Origin of the sequence: Pseudomonas sp. C8002 (genome assembly GCF_013385765.1) — a bacterium.
Classification (GTDB): Bacteria; Pseudomonadota; Gammaproteobacteria; order Pseudomonadales; family Pseudomonadaceae; genus Aquipseudomonas.
In genome coordinates this window covers 1-20,418 of sequence record NZ_JACAPJ010000017.1, presented here as the reverse complement: position 1 = coordinate 20,418, position 20,418 = coordinate 1, and the positions used below count along the sequence as shown (strand labels likewise).

The 20,418-nt window shown below is 62.3% G+C and carries 18 protein-coding genes and 1 pseudogene; 11 read left to right on the top strand and 8 right to left on the bottom strand.

All coding sequences use genetic code 11. The annotated features are described in order from the left end of the window. Positions 1-79: 79 nt before the first annotated feature. Positions 80-1,657 carry an ABC-F family ATP-binding cassette domain-containing protein gene (locus HX814_RS22675; protein WP_177009146.1) on the top strand — a complete coding sequence of 526 codons (1,578 nt, stop codon included), beginning with the start codon at positions 80-82 and terminating at the stop codon, positions 1,655-1,657. 6 nt (positions 1,658-1,663) lie between these two features. Here HX814_RS22675 and HX814_RS22670 read toward each other — a convergent pair whose 3' ends face one another. Further along, positions 1,664-2,584, bottom strand: a complete 921-nt coding sequence (locus tag HX814_RS22670; RefSeq protein ID WP_008432448.1) for a DMT family transporter — start codon at positions 2,582-2,584, stop codon at positions 1,664-1,666. 92 nt (positions 2,585-2,676) lie between these two features. On the opposite strand from HX814_RS22670, the gene HX814_RS22665 reads away from it, so the two are divergent. The 7 genes from HX814_RS22665 (at position 2,677) to HX814_RS22635 (ending at position 9,178) form a co-directional block, all read left to right on the top strand. Next, positions 2,677-3,240, top strand: a complete 564-nt coding sequence (locus HX814_RS22665) for a helix-turn-helix domain-containing protein (protein ID WP_003211741.1) — start codon at positions 2,677-2,679, stop codon at positions 3,238-3,240. A 152-nt stretch (positions 3,241-3,392) separates the two neighbouring features. Beyond that, entirely contained in the window at positions 3,393-3,758 is a 366-nt protein-coding gene (locus HX814_RS22660; protein ID WP_134326982.1) for a hypothetical protein, read from the top strand. A gap of 237 nt (positions 3,759-3,995) precedes the next feature. After that, positions 3,996-5,192, top strand: a complete 1,197-nt coding sequence (locus HX814_RS22655) for an SfnB family sulfur acquisition oxidoreductase (protein ID WP_003211739.1) — start codon at positions 3,996-3,998, stop codon at positions 5,190-5,192. A gap of 12 nt (positions 5,193-5,204) precedes the next feature. Further along, positions 5,205-5,546, top strand: coding sequence for a hypothetical protein (locus HX814_RS22650; protein WP_003211737.1), 342 nt, complete (start codon positions 5,205-5,207; stop codon positions 5,544-5,546). Continuing rightward, positions 5,546-6,961, top strand: coding sequence for an LLM class flavin-dependent oxidoreductase (locus HX814_RS22645; RefSeq protein WP_003211735.1), 1,416 nt, complete (start codon positions 5,546-5,548; stop codon positions 6,959-6,961). The genes HX814_RS22650 and HX814_RS22645 overlap by 1 nt, the downstream gene beginning before the upstream one ends. Positions 6,962-7,085: 124 nt before the next feature. Then, positions 7,086-7,673, top strand: coding sequence for a hypothetical protein (locus HX814_RS22640; RefSeq protein ID WP_177009147.1), 588 nt, complete (start codon positions 7,086-7,088; stop codon positions 7,671-7,673). A gap of 86 nt (positions 7,674-7,759) precedes the next feature. Further along, positions 7,760-9,178, top strand: a complete 1,419-nt coding sequence (locus tag HX814_RS22635; protein ID WP_177009148.1) for an FAD/NAD(P)-binding protein — start codon at positions 7,760-7,762, stop codon at positions 9,176-9,178. A 103-nt stretch (positions 9,179-9,281) separates the two neighbouring features. Here HX814_RS22635 and HX814_RS22630 read toward each other — a convergent pair whose 3' ends face one another. Genes HX814_RS22630 through HX814_RS22615 form a run of 4 tightly spaced genes read right to left on the bottom strand, consistent with a single transcriptional unit; the run spans position 9,282 to position 13,914 of the window. Next, positions 9,282-10,547 carry an efflux RND transporter periplasmic adaptor subunit gene (locus HX814_RS22630; RefSeq protein ID WP_177009149.1) on the bottom strand — a complete coding sequence of 422 codons (1,266 nt, stop codon included), beginning with the start codon at positions 10,545-10,547 and terminating at the stop codon, positions 9,282-9,284. Beyond that, positions 10,537-12,018 carry a TolC family protein gene (locus tag HX814_RS22625; protein ID WP_177009150.1) on the bottom strand — a complete coding sequence of 494 codons (1,482 nt, stop codon included), beginning with the start codon at positions 12,016-12,018 and terminating at the stop codon, positions 10,537-10,539. Before HX814_RS22625 ends, HX814_RS22630 begins: the two co-directional genes overlap by 11 nt. Continuing rightward, a complete protein-coding gene (locus tag HX814_RS22620; protein WP_003211725.1) occupies positions 12,011-13,210 on the bottom strand; it encodes an ABC transporter permease in 1,200 nt (399 codons plus the stop codon). The genes HX814_RS22625 and HX814_RS22620 overlap by 8 nt, the downstream gene beginning before the upstream one ends. Next, positions 13,207-13,914, bottom strand: coding sequence for an ABC transporter ATP-binding protein (locus HX814_RS22615; protein WP_023658970.1), 708 nt, complete (start codon positions 13,912-13,914; stop codon positions 13,207-13,209). Before HX814_RS22615 ends, HX814_RS22620 begins: the two co-directional genes overlap by 4 nt. Positions 13,915-14,277: 363 nt before the next feature. Between HX814_RS22615 and HX814_RS22610 the strand changes: the two genes are divergently transcribed. Then, positions 14,278-15,030, top strand: coding sequence for a TetR/AcrR family transcriptional regulator (locus HX814_RS22610; RefSeq protein ID WP_003211721.1), 753 nt, complete (start codon positions 14,278-14,280; stop codon positions 15,028-15,030). Between the two features lie 397 nt (positions 15,031-15,427). Then, positions 15,428-16,027 (top strand): LysR substrate-binding domain-containing protein, encoded by a 600-nt coding sequence (locus tag HX814_RS22605; RefSeq protein WP_371318533.1) that lies wholly within the window; start codon positions 15,428-15,430, stop codon positions 16,025-16,027. On the opposite strand, the gene HX814_RS22600 is transcribed toward HX814_RS22605, so the two are convergent. Both HX814_RS22600 and HX814_RS22595 read right to left on the bottom strand, forming a co-directional pair. Then, positions 16,028-17,089 (bottom strand): FUSC family protein, encoded by a 1,062-nt coding sequence (locus HX814_RS22600; RefSeq protein ID WP_003211716.1) that lies wholly within the window; start codon positions 17,087-17,089, stop codon positions 16,028-16,030. 154 nt (positions 17,090-17,243) lie between these two features. After that, complete coding sequence (locus HX814_RS22595; RefSeq protein ID WP_102369501.1) at positions 17,244-18,869, bottom strand: NADP-dependent glyceraldehyde-3-phosphate dehydrogenase; 1,626 nt, start codon at positions 18,867-18,869, stop codon at positions 17,244-17,246. Positions 18,870-19,028: 159 nt separating this feature from the next. On the opposite strand from HX814_RS22595, the gene HX814_RS22590 reads away from it, so the two are divergent. Continuing rightward, positions 19,029-19,889 carry a Dyp-type peroxidase gene (locus HX814_RS22590; protein ID WP_102369500.1) on the top strand — a complete coding sequence of 287 codons (861 nt, stop codon included), beginning with the start codon at positions 19,029-19,031 and terminating at the stop codon, positions 19,887-19,889. A gap of 343 nt (positions 19,890-20,232) precedes the next feature. Here HX814_RS22590 and HX814_RS31340 read toward each other — a convergent pair. Next, positions 20,233-20,418: pseudogene (locus HX814_RS31340) on the bottom strand (hypothetical protein); the annotation flags it as partial.

The window sequence follows — 20,418 nt, the reverse complement described above, 5'->3', positions numbered from 1 at the left end:
TGGCATTGTTTCAATGCCCGTATCCAGGGCAGGTATGCTGTTCAAAGGTTTTTTTCAGCCTGTTGCATAAGGACGTGTGATGACCCAGCGATTGCTCCACCTTGACCATGTCGCCTGCAGCCTGCCGGATGGACGCAGCCTGTTCGACAACCTGAACCATGCCTTCAGCGCCCGGGCGACCGGCCTCGTGGGGGCCAACGGGACTGGCAAGTCCTTGTTGGGCGCAATGCTCGCAGGCACCCTGCAGCCCACCCGCGGGCATGTGCGCCGCGAGGGTAGTGTGTACGCGGTGACGCAACTGTTGGAGCCCGAACGCTATCCCAGCGTGGCGGCGCTGGCAGGTGTCGACCAAGTGCTGGCGGCGTTGGCGCGCATCGCCGAGGGCAGCGTGGACGAACACGACCATGCACTGGCCGTTGATCAATGGGATTGCGCGCCTCGACTGGCGGCGGCCCTGGAACAAATCGGCCTGGGGCACTTGACTGCCGACTCGCCAACCGCGGCCCTCAGTGGCGGCGAACGCCAGCGCGTCGCTTTGCTGGGCGCCTGGTTGTCGAGGGCAGACTGGTTGATCCTCGATGAGCCCAGCAACCACCTGGACATTGATCAGCAGCACAAGCTTGCCCAGCAGATTGATCGGTGGCCCGGCGGCCTGGTGCTGATCAGCCATGATCGCGGGCTGCTGGAGCACATGGACGAGATTGTCGAACTGTCGCCCAAGGGCTTGGCGGTGTACGGCGGTAACTACAGCCACTACGCGGCGACACGGGAGCAAGAGCAGCAGGCGTTCCAGTCGGCGTTGCAGGGGGAGCGCGCGCACGCCAAACGTGAGCAGCGTGAAGCGGTTATCCAGATGGAGCGTCAGCAGCGCCGCAATGCCCGGGGCGACCGCCAGGCCCGGGATGGCAACCAGACCAAACTGATCACCAACGCCCAGAAAGAGCGCAGTGAAAACAGCCAGGGCAAGTTGCGCCTCAATCAGCAGCTGGTGCGTGAGCAGCAACAGCAGCGGATCGCCGAGGCGCGTGCGCGGTGTGCGCCCGAGATCCAGCGCATGATGCTGTCGCCGGAAAGCGTGGTGCCCCAGGGCAAGCTGGTGTTGCAGTTGAACGACGTGGTGTTGCCGTTTGGCAGCCCGGCGCCGATCAATCTCACCCTGACCGGCCCGATGCGCATGGCGATCCTGGGAGCCAATGGCAGTGGCAAGTCGACCCTGCTGCGGGTGATTGCCGGCCAGTTGCCGGTGGCTGCCGGTGAGTTGGCGCGCAGTTGCCATATCGGCTGGCTGGACCAACACGCCGGGCTGGAGCACCCCGAGCGCACGGCGGTGCAATGGCTTTACGAAAGTAATCCGCTACTGGCGCAAAGCGAAGCGCGTACCCGGCTGGCGCAAATGGGCATCGATGCCGACCGGGCGGTCCTCGATACGCGCCAACTGAGCGGCGGCGAGCGTCTGAAAATTGCCCTGGCCGCACAGCTCTACGCCCAGCATCCGCCGCAATTGTTGTTGCTGGACGAACCCGACAACCATCTGGACTTGCCCAGCCGGATTGCCCTGGAGCAAATGCTCAATCAGTACCAGGGCGCGCTGATTGTGGTGTCCCATGACGAGGCGTTCCTGCAGGCCATTAACCTGGACGGTGAGTTGCGCCTCTGAGGCCGCTTAACCCTGGTTTTCATGTTCCAGTTCGGCCTGGGGCTCGGCGAGCCGCTGACGGCGGGTTTTCATCTCACTGACAATCACCGCCGCCACGATCAACGCCGCGCCCACCATGGCAATCGGCGGGAAGCGCTCCCCGGCAATCCGCCCGACTACGCCGGCCCACACCGGCTCCCCGGCATAAATCAGCGTGGCGCGAGTCGGCGAGACGCTTTTCTGCGCCCAGTTCATCGCCACCTGAATCACCGCGCTGGTCAGCCCCAGGCCCACCGCGCTGAACAGCAGCAACCAGGAAAACCCCGGCAGCGCCTCGCCCATCGGCACCACCATCAGGAACGACAGCACCGACGCCGTGGCCAGTTGCACCACCGTTACCCGGCGTACATCCACCTGCCCGGCAAAGGCGCTGATCAGGATGATCTCGGCGGCAATTGCTACCGCACCGATCAACGTGGCGATTTCACCGGGGCTGAAATTCAATGATGCCCCGGCCGGGCCGGTCAGCAGCATCAGCCCGGTAAACGCGAGCATGATGCCGATGCTCGGCATCAACCCCGGCCGCCGTCCCAGTACCAGCCATTGCAGCAGCGGCACGAATGGCACATACAGCGCAGTAATAAATGCCGACTGGCTGCTCAGGATCGTCTGCAAGCCAATGGTCTGCAAACCGTAGCCGAACATGATCGCCACACCGATAAAGCAGCCAGCCTTCAATTCAAACAGCGTCAGGTTCCGCAGGCTGCGGAATGAGAACGCCCCGACGATGAGCGCCGCTGCAGCAAAACGCAGGCCGACGAAAAACATCGGGCCGCTGACCGCCATGGCGTGCTGCACCAGCAAAAAGGTGCCGCCCCAAAACATGGTGATCACCACCAATACACATTCGGCTTTGCTGAAACGGGAAAACAATGGGGAGGTGGTCATGGCGGCTCGGTCTTGCACAGGAAGGGCGCGGACCGCACAATGCGCCGCAAGCTGGGCAGTATACTGCGCAACCCCACCCTGTGAGCAATATAGTGCACAAAGAAAATCCGCAACGGGCCTCGGTCCTGCAACACGTCAGCCAGAACGTTCGGCGCCTGCGCCATGCGGCTGAGTTGAGCCAGACGGCGCTGTCCGAAAAATCCGGCGTCAGCCGGCGCATGCTGGTGGCAATCGAGGCGGGGGAGAAAAACGTCAGCCTGTCGACCCTCGACCGGGTGGCCGAAGCCCTGGACGTGGCCTTCAGCGACTTGATCCAGGCCCCGGATGCCGCTGATCACAGCCGTATCAACGAACTGGCCTGGGCCGGTGACATCCCCGGCAGCAAAGCCGTGCTGCTGGCCAAGGCCACCGCGCGTCGCGAGGTGGAACTATGGGAGATGCGCCTGGAGCCCGGCGATCGCTACATGCCTGAACCGGACCCCGAGGGTTGGAGCGTGCAGTTGTTTGTGTTCGAAGGCACCCTGACGCTGGTGCTGGGGGATGAGGAAAAAAACGTCGCCACCGGTGAGTTCCTGATGTTCGCCAGCCGCTACCTTCACGCCTATCGCAATGACGGCGACGTGGCGGTGCGGTTTGTGCGCAACGTGGTGATTTAAGACTCTTGGCTTTGAGTGTTGTCAACTGTCAGATTTCACAGCTTACATCAGCGTTGGATTGAATCTAGTGTGGGAGTTACTGCTCAGAGAACTGGCTCAATCGGAGCGCGGGCGGAAGGGGCAGTTGGCTTCACTAAATGGAGAGCACACTGATGACAGCGCAAGACTCAAAGCACATCAAGAGTAGTGACTTGCTTCCCCGTCCACGCATTAATCCCTCTCACGGGAACCATGTGAATTATCCCGAGATGCAGGGTGGGCAAGCCTCGATCATTATTCCCGCGTATCCGGGACTGGCTATCGGGCAAACAATCAGGTGGACGGTCAGGGGGAACGGCTTGCTGTTTGGTCACATCGAGGTAAAGTCGCTGGAGCACCAATACAAAGATGTTGTGAACGGTATTGTCTTCCGCCGTGAGGTGGTGGAGGCAAAATATGGCGTGCGTCAAGATGGACATGACGAGCGCCTTTCTGACCATAGTTTTTATATCGTGGACGACCGTCCTGCCGATGCCTGAGTGGTAGCGAGTTGGCTTTCAATACCGAAGTCAGTGTCGCCGGTATTGAAAGCCACCACGGGGCCTTGCTCCCGGATGATCAACTGTTGGCAGCGCAACAGTGGTTGGACACTTTGCTGTTTTGAACCGCCAACGACTTCCCTGATATACCGGCAACCCGTTGATTTCATTGCACATTGCATTCGGGCACGACTCCTGCAATCACTCCAGTATCTCTCTGGAGCCTGGAGTCGGCCCATGTCAGCCCAACCCCTACAACCTGCCCACATCATCCGTTCGGACGCCGAGGCCATTGCGGTTGCCACCGAGTTGGCCAAGCGTTTTGCCGTGGACGCCGGCGTGCGCGACCGCGAGCGACGCCTGCCGGTGGCCGAGCTGGACGAATTCTCTGCCAGTGGCCTGTGGGGCATCACCATTCCCAAGGCCTACGGCGGCGCGGGAGTGTCCTATGTGACGGTGGCCGAGGTGATCAAGCTGATCTCCGCCGCCGACCCGTCCCTGGGGCAGATTCCGCAGAACCACCTGGGCGTCGTCGACATCCTCCTGCAAACCGCCAGCGAGGAGCAAAAGCAGCACTACTTCGCCAAGGTCCTGCTGGGCTATCGGTTCGGCAATGCCTTCTCCGAAGCCAAGAGCAAGAACGCCGGCACGTTTGACACACAAGTGCGCTTTGACGGCGACAGTGCGTACATCAACGGCGAGAAGTTCTACTGCACCGGCGCACTGTTCGCCCATATCGTGCCGACGGTGGGCGTCAACGAAAAGGACCAGGCGTTCATCGCATTTGTCGAACGGGACGCGCCGGGCCTGCAAGTGATCGACAGCTGGGACGGCTTCGGCCAGCGCACCACCGCCAGCGGCGGCGTGACCCTCGACGGTGTGAAGGTGCCGCTGAGTGCGGTGATCCCCGCGCACCAGGCCTTCGACCAACCCACCGCCAACGGCCCGATTTCGCAGATCATCCAGGCGGCCGTCGACACCGGCATCGCCCTCGGGGCCCTGGAACAAGCCAAGATTCATGCACGCCAGGCCCGGCCCTGGATCGACAGCCAGCAGGATCACGGCTGGCAAGACCCGTTCACCATCGCCGCCATCGGCGACCTGGAATGGCGGGTCCACGGCACCGAAGCGATCCTCGCCAAGGCCGGCATTGCCGTCGACCAGGCCCTGGCCAACCCCAACGAAGACACCGTGGCCAATGCCTCGTTGGTCGTCGCCCAGGCCAAAGTGCTGTCGGCGGAAACCGCCTTGCTCGCCAGCAGCAAACTCTTCGAACTGGCCGGCACCCGCTCGGTGTCCGGCAAGCACAACCTCGACCGCTTCTGGCGCAACGCGCGTACCCACACCCTGCACGACCCGGCCCGCTGGAAATACCACCTGATCGGCAACTTCGTGCTCAACGGCGTCAAGCCCGCACGCCATGCCTGGAACTGAGGAGCTGCATCCATGACCGCACTGAATCAGGCGCGCCAACTGCTGGAAAGCACCCGGCGCTTTGTCGAGAAAAGTGATGACCCCTACGTGATCAGCCGCTTTGGCGATTTGCAGATTCGCGTGGAGGTAGCGGCTGCTTTGTTTGAGCGTGCCGAAACCCACCCAGGCCCGGTGGCCCTCACAGAAGCCCAGATAGCGGCTGCCGAGGCCCTCATCGCTGTCAGCAACGCCGAATTCGAACTCACCGGCCAGCGTACTGCGCTGCCGCCGACCCTTGATGATCCCCTGCGCTGGAAATACCAGATTGTCGGCAACTACCACCTCAACGGTGTCGCCCCCCGGAGTAACGTTTAATGCCTCGTGAAATCCGTTTGAATGCCTTCGACATGAACTGTGTCGGCCACCAGTCGCCGGGCCTGTGGGCCCACCCGCGTGACCGCTCATGGCAGTACAAGGACCTGGAATACTGGACCGACCTGGCAAAAATTCTCGAGCGCGGCAAGTTCGACGGCCTGTTCATCGCCGACGTGCTGGGCATCTACGACGTCTATAACGGCAACGGTGACGCAGCGATTCGCCAGGCGACCCAGGTGCCGGTCAACGACCCGCTGTCGCTGATCGCACCCATGGCGCTGGTCACCGAACACCTGGGTTTTGGCCTCACCGCTTCACTGTCCTTCGAACACCCGTACCCGTTCGCCCGGCGCCTTTCCACCCTCGACCACCTGACCAAGGGCCGGGTCGGCTGGAACATCGTCACCTCGTACCTGGAAAGCGGCGCGAAGAACCTCGGCCAGAAAGCCCAGACCGAACACGATGCGCGCTACGACTACGCCGAGGAATACCTGGAGGTTTGCTACAAGCTCTGGGAAGGCAGCTGGGAAGAGGGCGCGGTGTTACGCGACCGCGAACGGCGGATCTTCAGCGACCCGAGCAAGATCCACGAGATCCGCCACGTCGGCAAACACTTCCAGGTGCCCGGCATTCACCTGTGCGAACCGTCGCCACAACGCACGCCGGTGCTGTACCAGGCCGGGGCGTCGAGCCGTGGCAAACAGTTCGCCGCCGAACAGGCCGAATGCGTGTTCGTTGCCGCACCGTCGAAGGTGCTGCTGAAGAAAACCGTTGCCGATATCCGCCGCCGTGCGGCCGAGGCGGGGCGTGACCCGAAGAAAATCCTGATCTTCAACTTGCAGACGGTGATCGTTGGCGAGACCGATGCCAAGGCCAAGGCCAAATTCGACGAATACAAATCCTACGTCAGCTACGAAGGCGCGATGGCCCTGATCTCCGGCTGGACCGGCATCGACTTCAGCCAGTTCAAGCCCGATGAACCCCTCAAGCATGTGCATACCAACGCCATTCAATCGGCGGTGGAAGCCTTCTCCACTGCCGACCCGAACAAGGTCTGGACCCCGAATGAACTGGCAGACTGGGTCGGCATCGGCGGCTTCGGCCCGTTGTTCGTCGGCGGCCCGGAAACCGTGGCCGATCTGTTGCAGGAATGGGTTGAAGAGACCGATGTGGACGGCTTCAACCTGGCCTATGCACTGACCCACGAGACCTTTATCGACGCGGTCGAGTTGCTGGTGCCCGAGTTGCAGAAGCGCGGCGTGTACAAGACCGAATATGCCCAGGGCACCCTGCGGGAGAAATTGTTTGGGGACGGCGCGCGGTTGGCGGACAACCACCCGGGGGCCAGCTATCGTGATTTGTCGGGTGTACATAAAACAAATGTGGGAGCGGGCTTGCTCGCGAATGCGGACTGACATTCAGCATTGATGTTGCCTGAAGCACCGTTTTCGCGAGCGAGTCGAGCCGTCCCACCGCCGCCCACATAAATCCGGCCAGCGGACCACCGCATGCTTGTTTCACCAATAGGAGCATCACCCTATGAGCGTGCATGAACTTGAACTTGCGCTGGATGTGGAATGGCCCGCCGAACGGGTTACGGTGTTGCCCGAGGCGTTGGCGCAGTTGCGCCATTGGGCACAGGTGACCCCGTTGCACAGCGCCCTGCGCCACAAGCGTGACGGCCAGTGGTATGCCTGGCGCTGGATCGATGCGTTGCGGGATGTCGAGCGCCTGGCTGATGGCTTGCGTCAGCAGGGCTTTACCGAGCAGTCGCGGCTGGCCCTCAGCGGTGCCTTCGAACCCGGCCTATTGCTGCTGGCCCTGGCCGCCCAGGTGATCGGTGGCCAGATCCTGACCCTGGCGGATGACCTCGAGCCCGCTGCCCTGCAGCAACAAGTGTGGCGCATCCGGCCTACCCACGCGTATGCCCCTGGGTTCCAGCCGTTGGCGATGGTGCGACGGATCGACCCTGTGGACACCTCACAACGGCTCTGTCGCTGGTGGCAGCCTTCGGGCAAGACCGAATTGTGGAGCGGGGAAAGCACCCATTGGCAAGGCGGCCTGGCGACGGTGCTGGAGCAATGGCTGATTAGCGGCCAGAGCCTGGGCTTCCCGCAGTCGGGCTGAACTAGGCGTCCCGGGTCGATGTGCTGGATACTGCACGGGGCGATTTTTACCACAACCATTCAGGCAGACAGTAAGGGCGCAATTTCATGAGTGAAACCGAACGCGGACAGGCGACGAGCGCCATTCGCAACGCCGATGTGCTGATTGTCGGCGGCGGCCTGAGCGGGACGATGCTGGCGGTGCAGTTGCTGCGCCTGCCGGGCACGCGGCAGATCCTGGTGATCGAGCCGCGCCAGGAACTGGGGCGCGGCGAGGCCTACAGTGCGGTAGAGCTTGGGCACACCTTGAACGGCAACGCCGCGCGCATGAGCGTCGACCCGGACAACGCCGATGACCTGACCCAGTGGCTGACCGCCTACATCGCCGGCGGCGGCTGGCCCGAGTCGGACCAGCAGCACGTGCCCATCAGCGAACTGTTTCCGCCCCGCGGGATTTTTGGCCTGTACGCGCAGCAGCGGCTGGCCGAGGCCAAGGCGATTTCCGCGTCGACCGTCGAGCACATTCGCGCCGAGGTGACAGACCTTGAGGTGGATGAACACGCCACACGGCTGACCTTGAGCGACGGCCAGCAACTGCGCGGTGCCTGTGCGGTATTGGCCACCGGCATGTTCCCGGCGGCACGCACGCCACAGACCGAATCCAGCGGCTTGAATGCCGCTGCCGTCGACCCGTGGGATGTACCGGCCATGACCCAACTGGACCCGCAATCCACCGTGCTGATCATCGGTTCCGGGCTGACCATGGTGGACGCCGTGGTGTCCCTGGAACAGGCGGGCCATCGCGGGCCCATCGAGATTTTTTCGCGCCACGGCCTGTTGCCCCATGTCCGTCGGCAGCCGCCGGCCTGGGTCGACTTCCTGGGAGAAGACCACAGCCTGCGCAGCCCCCGGCAATTGCTGCGGGAGGTGCGGCGCCAATGCCGGCTCGCGCTGGAGCAGGGGATTGACTGGCAAGCGCCGCTGGACACCGTGCGTGCCAACATCGGGCGGTTGTGGAGCCAGGCCAGCGAGGGCGAGAAACGTCAGTTCGTGCGGCATGTGCGGCCCTGGTGGGAAAGCCACCACCACCGTTCGCCGCCGTTGAGTGCCGAGTTGGTGGCGCGGTTGCATGGGGAAGGGCGGCTGCGGATCCGGGCGGCTTCGTACAAGGGGCTGGTACCTTCGCAAGGTGAGGTGACGATCCGCCTGCGTCATCGTGGAGAGCAGGATGTGGTGCAGGTGTCGGGGGCAGCGCTGATCAACTCCAGCGGGATTGAATATGACTGGCGGCGCGTGGCTCGGCCGTTGCCCAGGCAGTTGCTCAAGCGCGGGCTGATTCAGCCCGGGCCGTTGGCGTTGGGGATTGCGGCGGATGTGTCGGGGGCGGTGCTGGATGCCTACGGGAATGTCAGCCGGCGGCTGTTTGCCATGGGGCCGCCGTTGCGCGGGATGTGGTGGGAAAGTACCGCAGTGACGGATGTCGCGATTCAGGCCAAGGCGCTGGCCGCGAGGTTGGCACACCTCTGAATCTAATGTGGGAGCTGGCTTGCCTGTGATAGCGGTGGGTCAGCTGCATCTTTATCAACTGAGAGATTGCTATCGCAGGCAAGCCAGCTCCTACAGGTCGGGTTCATGGACCGACCTTCACAAACCCAGGCTTCAACCCAAACACTTCAACCCCCTGGGCCGTCGACTGCCCGGTGGTCACCGTCACCCGCTCCACCGGTTTATCCATCGCTGCCCGATATTCCACCGTCATCACCCCATCCCCGCGACTGATCGCCTGGGCCGGTACGACAATCGCCTGGTCATTGTTGTAGGTCACAATGGTCAACCGCGCACTCATCCCCAACCTTACCCGTTGCAACTGTTGCGGGGTCAGCTTCGGAATCGACAGGGTCACCGGAAACTGCGCGCTGCCCTGGCTGTCGCTGGCAATTGCCAGGCCACTGACCACGCTGACCGACCCCGTCAGCCGTTCCCCATCAAACCCGTCGCCCATCACCTCCACCGCCTGCCCCTGGTGCAACTGGTTGATGTCCAGCTCCGACACCTTGGCGACGATTTTCAGCTTCTCGATATTCGCCAGTCCAAACAGCACCTGGCCCTGGCTGACCTTGCTCCCGGCCTGCACCGGCGCGTTATTGTTCCCGCTGCCCTGGGTCGATGAGTTACTGCCCGGCGCCGGCACTACGATGCCGGAGAACGGTGCCTTGACCTCCTTGCCATCGAGCAGGGTGCGCAGGGCTTCATATTTCACCGTGGCGTTGGTCAGCTCCATATCGGCGATCTGCCGGTATTCGCCCTTGCCTTGTTCAACGGTCTGTTGCAGCTCAGCGCGAGCGGCCGTCAGGTCGAGTTGTTGCTGGGTGGCCTGCTGTTTCAGGTCGTCGAGTTCGTTGCGCGGGATGATGCCGCGCTTGAACAGGTTTTCGCTTTCGGTGAGTTTGCGCTGGGTGTTGCTGGCGGTCATTTCGGCAGTGCGCAGGGTGCGGCGGGCGCGCCCGACTTGCTGGCCGCTGTCCCAGTCCTGCATTTCCTGCACCGTGCGCCGGGCCTTGAGCTGGGCGGAGAGGGCGTCGCGCAGTTGCACTTCGAGGGTGGCCGGGTCCATGCGCAGCAGCACCTGCCCGGCCTCGACCCGCTGGCCCTGTTCCACCAGGTTGGCCTGCACATTACCGTCGAACGGCGCGGTGAGGGTGATGGTGGTGTCAGGCTCGATCTTGCCCACCAGGCCGATCTGATGCACCAGCGGGTCGACCTTCACCGCCAGCCACTGCTCGGCGTTGCCGGGCTGGTTGGCGGCCGGGCTTTGACGGCTGAGCAGCGAGATGCCGACGCCGGCCACCAGCACAATCAACACGGCGCCCAACAGGCGCTTCTTATTAGTAGTCATTGAGGGCGATTTCCCAACTTTCCAGCGTCATGCCCAAGGTCAAGTCGAGCTGAGTCTGGGCGTTCAAATAGGCAATCAGCGCATTGAGCCGCGAGTTCTCGGCGTTGCGCAAGTCGGTTTCGAAACTCAATACCTGGAAGTTCGTGGAGCGCCCGGCGCTGAGTTTTTCCCGTTCGATTTCGATCTTGCGCTTGGACAACTCTACCGCCCGCTGGGAAATTTCATACTGGCGCCAGCGAGTGCCCAGGTCGCGCACCACATCGTTGACGTCGCGCTCCAGTTGCTGGCGGGCGTCGGCGATGATGATCTCCTGGTTTTCCACATCGACCCGCGCGTGCACCTCGGCCTGGCGAGTGCTGATGTCGCCGATGGGAATCTGCACCTGCACGCCCGCGTAGCTGTCCCAGCGCCGGTTGCTGTTGTAGCCGTTATCGTCATTGGTGGCGGCCCGAATCTGGTTGGCACCGGCCACCAGGTCCACTTGCCAGCGGCCGGAGTCCTTGGCGATCACCAGGTTGAGGTCGGCCTGCTGGCTGCCGAGCAGGGTGGCGAGGTATTCCGGCTGCTGGTTCTGCGCCAGCACGAAAGCCTGGCGTTTATCGATGTCCATGGGCCTGGCTTCAAGGGCCTCGGTGGCGCGGATCGGTGTCGACAGGTCGAGGGCCAGCAGGCGCAGCAGGGCCAGGCGGCTGGTGTCCAGTTGGTTCTGGGCTTCTTCCACCCCCAGTTGCTGGGTGGCGATATCGGCTTCGGTCTGCACAATCTCGAACTCGGCCATACGCCCGGCGCTGATCAGCGCCTTGTTCACTTCAAGCAAGGTGCCGGAGCGCTTGAGGGCGTCCTGCACGATGCTCAGTTGTTCCTGGGCCCGCAGCAACTCGCGGTAGGTGGCGATGATGTTGCTGATGGTTTGCGCCACGTTGGCCTTGAGGTTCAGGCGGTTGGCCTGTTCCGACAAGCGTGACAGGCGCAGCGGGGCGGTGGTGGCGTCCCAGCCGGCACCGCGCATCAGCGGTTGGATCAGCGACAGGTCGAGGCCGTCGCTGCGGTAGCGTCCGGCGCGATCGGCGTTGTTCAGTTGTTGGGTCCAGTTCATGCTCAGGCGCGTGCCGTACTCACCGAGCAAGGTGGCATTAGGCGCGAGGTTAGCGTTGCGGGAGCTGTCTTCAGTGCCTTTAGTCGTGCGGTAGTAGCTGTTCAGGGTCAGCTTGGGGTTGAACGTGTCTTCAGCTACCCGCAGGTCGAATTTCTGCGCCACCCGTTGCAGGTACGCGCTGCGAATCGCCGGGTTGTTGCGCAGGCCCAGGTACACCGCATCCCCCAGGGTCAGGGTGGTGGACTGGGCATTCAGCGACACGCTGTGTTCATAGCCACTGCGGGTGGTACTGGGCGCGGAGGGGCGAATCACCACGTCGGCGGCCACGCTGTGCAGGCTTACCAAGGCGGTCAACAACAGCAGCCGTTTATTCATCGCGCAGGGCCTCCACCGGCTGCAGCCGCGAGGCCGACACCGCCGGATAGATCCCGAAAAACAGCCCCACCAGCAACGTGCTGCCGACCCCGAGCGGCAGCGCGGCCACCGCCAGGGAAAACTGCCAGCCGGACAGCCTGGCATACAGGTACGCGGCGGTCATGCCCAGTACCGCGCCGCATACCGCACCCACGGCGGTCAGGGTCACGGCTTCCAGCAGGAACAGGTTGCGAATGTCGCGCTGGCGCGCCCCGAGGGCCATGCGAATCCCGATTTCCCGGCGCCGCTCCGAGACGTTCATCAGCATCACGTTCATCACGCCGACGCCGCCGCCCACCAGGGAGATCGCGCCCAGGGCCAGCAGCAGGTAGGCGAAGGTCCGGCTTTGGCGGGTCATGCCATCGATCATTTGCTGGGGTACCTGAATGTCGACATCGTGGTCGGTGAGCTGGGCTCGCAGTGCCACGGCTGAGTCCTGGGCGAGGCGTTCCATATCCTGGCCGGGGGTGGCACGGATGATCACGTTGCCGATTTGCGGGCTGGCGTAGATCCGGCGCATGCCCGGGGCGGGGACGAACAGCGATTCGTTGGCCTGTACGGGAATCAGCATTGCCCGGGGCTGGCTGTGCAGAATGCCCACGATCAGGAACAGGTAATCGTTGATACGTACCCGGTCGCCCAGTTGCAGCGGGTCGCCGGGCACGCTCAAGGCCTGGACGACCTGGTCACCGACGACCGCATAGGTTTCCCCAGCATCGAAACTCGACAGGAAGCGCCCGTCGCGCACCGACAGGCGCATGGCATCCTTGAGGTCTGGCGTACTGCCGACGAGGCTTGCGTTCCAGGTACGGCCATGGAACACCACTGGCCCGCTGAACAGCGAGACCGCACCGATATGGGCAATGCCTGGAACGCTGCGGCGCACGGCTTCCAGGTCCAGGCTGGCGGGCATTTGCGCAGTGCTGGCACCCCTGGGCGGGAATTGCGCCACCAGGGTGTCGGTGCCCATGTCCTTGAAAATCATCGCCGCGTCTTCGGCGGCGTTGTGCCCGATATTGATCAGCGCCACCACCGAGGAACTGCCGATGACGATGCCCAGCAAGGCCAGGATCGAGCGCTTGCCCAATGTGCGCAGGCTGACAAACGCCTCGTGCAGCAATTGGCTCAGGCTTTGTTCGACCCGCAGGCTCATAGGCGCCCGGCCTCTTGCACCACACCATTGCGCACCAGGATCTTGCGATTCAGGCGTTCGGCAATGTGCGGGTCGTGGGTGACGATGATCAGCGTCACCTGCTGCTCGCGATTGAGCGCCAGCAACAGGTCCATGATCTCCTGGGCGGTGGTGCTGTCGAGGTTGCCGGTGGGCTCGTCGGCGAGGATCACCGACGGGTTGCCGACCAATGCCCGGGCGATGGCGACCCGTTGGCGCTGGCCGCCGGAAAGGTCGGCCGGGCGATGGTGGGCGCGCTCGGCCAGGCCCACCTGGTCGAGCATGCGCAGGGCCTGTTCCACCGAGTCGTGGCGTGACACGCCGCGGTAGCTCAGGGGCAGGGCGACGTTGTCCAGGGCACTGAGGCGTGGCAGCAGGTTGAAACTCTGGAAGACGAAACCGATCTGCTGATTGCGGATCGCGGCCAGTTGATCGGGGCTGGCGCTGAAGATGTCATGGCCGGCAAAGCGGTACTGGCCGCAGTCGGGCAAATCCAGCAGGCCGAGAATATTGAGCAGGGTACTTTTGCCGGAGCCGGAGGCGCCGAGGATGCCGCAGCTGTCACCGGTTTCGATGGCCAGGCATACATCATTGAGAATCGACAGGTGTTGACCGGCCAGCTGATAGCTTTTGCCGATGCCTTGCAAGGAGATAAAGCCTGGGTGCGCGGGGGTATCTGTCATCATGACTACGCCTGCAGCCTCGACAGCGCCGTGCTTCCCCCGAAAATCCTTGTAACAAGTTCAGGAGCTGCCTGGTACACGTCACGGACTGGTTTTATTTCTTGTTTTTAAAATATTGTTTGAATACTAACCGCGATCCAGCCGTTCCGCCAGCCATGGATATAGAGCGGTTTTACCCTTTGAAACGATTCTTCAAAGGAACGTTTCCGGCGCTGAAAAAATCCATCAGCTACCCTCAATGAGCCCGTTGCTGTTGGCTTTGAATAGTATGGCGCTGTGTCACTACTTGCTTTCAGGCAGCGGCCCCGGTATAAAAAATCAAATTAATTTTTAAAACAATATTTCCGCAGTGGAACCCCAATCCCTATGGTCGCGAAGAAACTCAGCGCTCCAAACGTTACCAAGACCCGATTGCTGGATGCGACAGAGGCTCTTTTCATCAAATACGGCTATGACGCTGTTTTGTTGCGGCAGATAACCGAGAGGGCCCAGGTCAATCTCGCTGCGGTGAATTACCACTTCGGGGACAAGGACTCCCTGATGAAAACCCTGCTGATGCAGCGCCTGGAGCCGCTCAACGAGCAGCGCCTGGAGTTGCTCGCCCGGTGCGAAGCCGAATCCGACGGCCCGCTGGATTGCGACACCTTGCTCGGGGTGCTGTTCGCCCCGGCCATGGGCCTGGAACGCAGCGACCCGGCCAGCGGGGAAGGGCGTTCATTCATCCGGTTCCTGGGGCGGGTGTACAGCGACACGTCGCCGTTTATCCAGGAATACCTCAAGGTGCATTACCAGCCGGTGTTCCAGCGCTTCTTCGAAGCCTTCGCCCTGGCGCTTCCGGACTTGCCGCGCAACGAGCTGGGGGTGCGCCTGCAATTTGCCCTCAAGGCGATCTCCGGGGTGATGGCCGGTACCGAGCTGCGTTTGCTGATGAACTCCATGAGCCTGGGACGCCCGGCCACGGATGCCGAGGTCATGGCCAAGCTGATTACCCTGGTGTCGGCGGCGATTCGTGTGCCGCAGCAAAGTCCTGAAGCCGAAACGGCCCTGGCGCGGGTGCTCGATACCCAGCGCGCGATACGTGAGCAAGCGGCGTCGCCTGTCAACAAGGTGGCTCGTTGACCCATCAAGACCGGCTCGCAATGAGCCGGTTTGCTTCGACTCCTCTCTCCAGAAACCGTGTGGCCACTCAAATCCCGGGCAAAAAAAACCCGCTGGGGCGGCGGGTTTTTAACTACAACGTTTGTAACGGATGAGGCTTTACCCTACGTCTCTGGATGTGAATAAAACGTGAAAAATATGTAAGAGAAAGTGTGAAATCTATTGGCTTGTGTAATCCCGACAAATGGCAGTCAGCGTTTACTGTGAACCTGGCCGATAAAGTCTACAAGGTACTCACTCACCCGTTCCGGCGCATCCTCCATCAGAAAGTGCCCGGCGTTTTCCACCACCTGCAGCACGGCCCCACGGATGTCGTTGCGCAGGCGCCCACGACGCGGCGCTGACGCATTTCAATCCGGTGCAGTTACAAGGTTCCATCCGCCTGGGCGCCACCGAACAGGTGCCGATGGCCGAGTTGTCGAACTTGCTCGGCCAGTTTTCCCGGCAACACCGCCAACTGGATGTGCGAATTGTGGTGGAGCAGAGCCACGTGCTTCGCCAGGCCCTGGTGGACCGTGAGCTGGACCTGGCGCTGCACCAGGATTTCATCCCGCGTATCGAAGCGCGGGACCAATTGCTGTGGACCGAACAGGTGCACTGGTGCGCCCGGCCAGGCTGGCAGCCTGCGCCTGACGAATGCGTGCGGCTGATCACCTTCGGCCCCGGCTGTTTTTACCGGCAACTGGCCCAGGAACGCCTGAGCGCCTTGGGCATTCGCTGGCAGGTGGTGGTGGAATGTGGGTCGGTGGGGGGTGTGGTATCGGCCATCGCCGCCGGGTTGGGCATCGGCCTGCTCAGCAGTGACCATCTCGACAAGCGCGTGGAAGTGTATCGCCCCTTCGACCAGCGGATGCCGCTGCCCGAAGTGGCGAACGTGTTGCGCTTTGCCGAGGACAGCCCCGAGCCCCGGTTACAGGCGTTGCAGCAGCTGTTGATACAGGCGCTGCACCGGGGCTGATCAGATTTTCCAGTGGCTGGCGCTCTTGGCCAGGCGCTGGCGCATGGCGTCAATATTGGCTGCCAGTTGCAGGGTCAATAACCGGTAACCGTCCAACGCGTTGACCACCGGCACTTCAAAGGTCTGTTCGTGGGTCGGCGTGGTGCTCGGACGTTCCAGCCGGTCGGTGGCCCCGGATTGCAACGCCCGCGCCATCCCGATCAACTGCACCCGAATCTGCCGGTGCTCGGCTTTCAACGCCACCTGCATGCGCGCCAGGGCTTCCTTGTCCCGTGGGTCGGGGCGGGTGTTGCCGAGGATCTCCAGGGTGCTGATGCACATCCGCAAATGCCGCTGCAGGGTGTCCAGCTCGGTCATGGAAATCCGCACTTCCTTGGACACCGATGGCATCAGCGAGCGTAGTTGCAGCATCGCGGCGTTCAGGCGATTCAGCAGCTTGAGGTGTTCATCATCGGTGACCGATTGGCCGCTGATGATCCGGCTATAAATCGCCGCGCAATCGCGCAAGGCACTGGCCAGGTTGTAGCGCCAGGAATACACCGCATACAGCGGCAGGGCGAAGGAAAACGCCAGGGCCAGGACGATGCCGATCAGGATGTCGACCGTGCGCCACAACCCGTCCGATATCGGATTATCGCCATGGCCCGCAACGATAAATACGGTGATGGCCGACAGCAACGCGATGTATCCGCCCTTGCCGATGGCGTGATAGGAAAAGAACCCACACACCACCGACATCAGCAAATAGGTCAAAAGTGGCTGCCCCAGATACGCCTGTTGCAGCACCAGCAGCAAACCGACGCTGGCGCCGATCAACGTGCCGTAGGCGCGCTCGACGGCTTTCTTGCCGATATTGCCGTGGTGCTGCAAACCGCCGATCACGATCAGCATCGTCACCGAGGCCCACTCACCATGGGGCAGGTTGATGCCGGTGGTGAGCAGGATCGTTGCGAGCAACCCAATGGAAACCCGCACCGCGTGGATCAACTTGGCGTGACGGTAGCGCCGGTACGGGTCCAGCAACGGACGCAGCAAGCGGCGGGCGAAGAGAGGGAGATTCATTGGTATCAGGGTAACCTCGTTGTTCAGGCTTCACTCAGTTCCAATGTGGGAGCGGGCTTGCTCGCGAAGGCGGCGTGTCAGTCAATACATCCGGTGACTGAACCACCGCTTTCGCGAGCAAGCCCGCTCCCACATTTTTAGATCGGTGTCGGGCTCAGAAAATATAGTCAGTGGTCAGAAAGCTCGACGTGCGTTCCTGCAGGATGTCACTGACCAGTTCCTTGTTGCTCGCCTGGAACTTGGTCGCCACCAGGGTACGGATCGAAAACACCCGCAACGCATCATGTACCGACAGCGTGCCCTCGGCCGAGTTCTTGCGCCCGTTGAACGGGAAACTGTCCGGCCCGCGCTGGCACTGGGCATTGATGTTGATCCGGCCCACCTGGTTGGCGAACGCGTCCACCAGGCGCCCGACTTCCCTCGGGCTGGTGCCGAAGATACTCAGTTGCTGGCCGAAGTCCGACTCCAGCACGTAGTCGATCACCGTCTCCAGGTCGCGGTAAGGCACGATCGGCACCACCGGGCCGAACTGCTCCTCGTGGTACACGCGCATCTGCGGGTTCACCGGGTACAGCACCGCCGGGTAGAAAAACGAGCCACGGCTGGCGCCGCCATTCTCGTTCACCACCTTGGCGCCATGGGCCAGTGCGTCGGTCACCAGGCCGCCGAGGTAATCCACCTTGCCCTGCTCGGGCAGTGGCGTCAGCGACACACCGTCTTCCCACGGCATGCCAGGCTTGAGGGTCGCCAGCTTGCGGTTGAATTTCTCGATAAAGCTGTCGACCACGTCCTCATGCACAAACAGGATCTTCAACGCGGTGCAACGCTGGCCGTTGAACGAGAGCGAACCGGTGACAGCTTCGTTGACCGCATTGTCCAGGTCGACCTGCGGCAGCACGATCCCGGGATTCTTTGCATCCAGGCCCAACGCCGCGCGTAGCCGGTGCGGTTTCGGGTGCAGTTTCTTCAAATCGCTGGCGGCCTTGTTGGTGCCGATAAACGCAAAGATATCGATCTTGCCGCTGGCCATCAGCGCGCTGACGGTTTCGCGGCCGCTGCCGTAGATCACGTTGATCACGCCGGCAGGGAAGCTGTCGCGGAACGCCTCCAGCAACGGGCGAATCAGCAGTACACCGAGCTTGGCCGGCTTGAACACCACGGTGTTGCCCATGATCAGCGCCGGGATCAGCGTGGTGAAGGTCTCGTTCAGCGGGTAGTTGTAGGGGCCCATGCACAGTGCCACGCCCAGCGGCACCCGGCGGATCTGCCCCAGGGTGTCCTGTTCCAGCTCGAAGCGGCTGGAGCGGCGGTCGAGTTCCTTGAGGGCGTTGATGGTGTCGGTGATGTAGTCGCAAGTGCGGTCGAACTCTTTCTGCGAGTCCTTGAGGTTCTTGCCAATCTCCCACATCAGCAGCTTGACCACTGCGTCACGCTGTTCGCGCATACGCCGCAAAAACGCTTCGACATGCTGGATGCGATCCACCACGCGCATGGTCGGCCACGCGCCCTGGCCACGGTCGTAGGCGGCCACGGCAGCGTCGAGGGCGGTCAAGGCGGTGTCGGCGTCCAGCAGCGGGGTGCTGCCGATGATCACCGGCGTGTCACCGTCGGTGCCGCGCAACTGCACCGGGCTGCGCACTTCGGCCAAAGGGCCGTTCCACACATGCAACTGGCCGCCGACCAGGTAATCACGTTGTTCGATGGGCGCCGCGAGCCGGAATTGCTCGGGAATCTCGGCGGCAGTGGGAAACAGCTGGGCGAGCAGGTTGTCGGTGGTCATGTCGCTACCCCTGGAATGGTTGCAAAACGTGACTAGAGATTCACCCATCAACGGCCCGTGTGGCAAGGGCTAGACGCATTAACCCGCGAACCTTGGAAAACCTTGAGCACAACCGTGAGCTCGCCGGGTAAACTGCGCGGCTTTCTTGAAGGAGTTCACATGAGTCAGTACCAGCCGGGCATTCTTGCCGCACCGGTGCCGTTGCAGGCACGCCATCTGTTTTTTGCCATTGAGTCGCTGGATGCCGTGCCTGCCGCACTGGATGCGCTGGTGCAGTTGGTGGACGCCAGTGCGGTGGTCGGTTTTGGTGAGCCGCTGGTCAATGCCCTTGGCGCCCGGATTGACGGGTTGCGGGCGTTCCCTCATGTGAGCGGGCCGGGGGCGGAGAATCCGTCGACCCAGCAGGCGCTGTGGGTCTGGTTGCACGGTGTGGATCGCGGTGAGTTGCTGTTGCGCAGCCGGGCGTTCGAGAAGGCCCTGGCGCCGGGGTTTGGTCTGGTGCAGATGACCGAGGGGTTTCGCTACAAGACCGGGTTTGATCTGACCGACTATGAGGATGGCACTGAGAATCCGCATGATGATGCGGCGGTGGAGGCTGCGGTGGCGCAGGGTGGTGCGAGTTTTGCGGCGATCCAGCAGTGGCAGCATGATCTGGATGGGTTTGCGGCGTTGCCGGCTCTGGAGCGGGACCACATTATTGGTCGGCGCCATGGTGATAACGAGGAGCTGGAGGACGCGCCGGAGTCGGCGCACACCAAGCGTACGGCTCAGGAGAGTTTTACCCCGGAGGCGTTTGTGGTGCGGCGGTCGATGCCATGGGCCGAGAATGGTCAGGCGGGGTTGATGTTCCTGGCGTTTGGGCATTCGTTTGATGCGTTTGAAGCCCAACTGCGGCGGATGAGTGGGCTTGAGGATGGGATTGTTGATGGGTTGTATCGCATTAGCAAGCCGTTGACTGGGGGGTATTACTGGTGTCCGCCGGTGCGTGATGGGCGGGTGGATTTGAGCTTGGTGCGCTGAGGTTTTTGTTCGGGGTACATATCCATTATTTAGGTAACGGCCGCCTATGGTTCCGCTCTTACAGCGGGTCACTTTTGGCAAACGCCCGGAATGCCGGCCCAGCCAAAAGTAACCAAAAGGTCTCTGCCCCACCACTCGGTGCCTCGCTTAGGCTCGGCATGCCCACACTCCGGCCCGGTTCCGCGGGCCGCCGCGACGGTCCATCCATGGCCCGGCGCGGCTAAACCGGCATCCTTGCCGGTTTACCCGCTCCACCGTGCCTACTTGCGGCCATCGTGGTTGACGGGGCCCGCAGATCAAAATCAAAAGCAAAAGCACGGCGGCCTGAAAGCCGACCTGAGTGTTAAAAGCAAAGGCAAAAGCCAGAGCGAAAGCAGAGCTGCTTTTCTGTAGGAGCTGGCTTGCCGGCGATGCAGGCAACTCGGTGCATCAGACACACCGAGGTGATGCCATCGCCGGCAAGCCAGCTCCTACAGTGGACCGTGCCCGCTTTAGCTTTTGATTTGGCTTCTAAACACTCAAGCCGGCC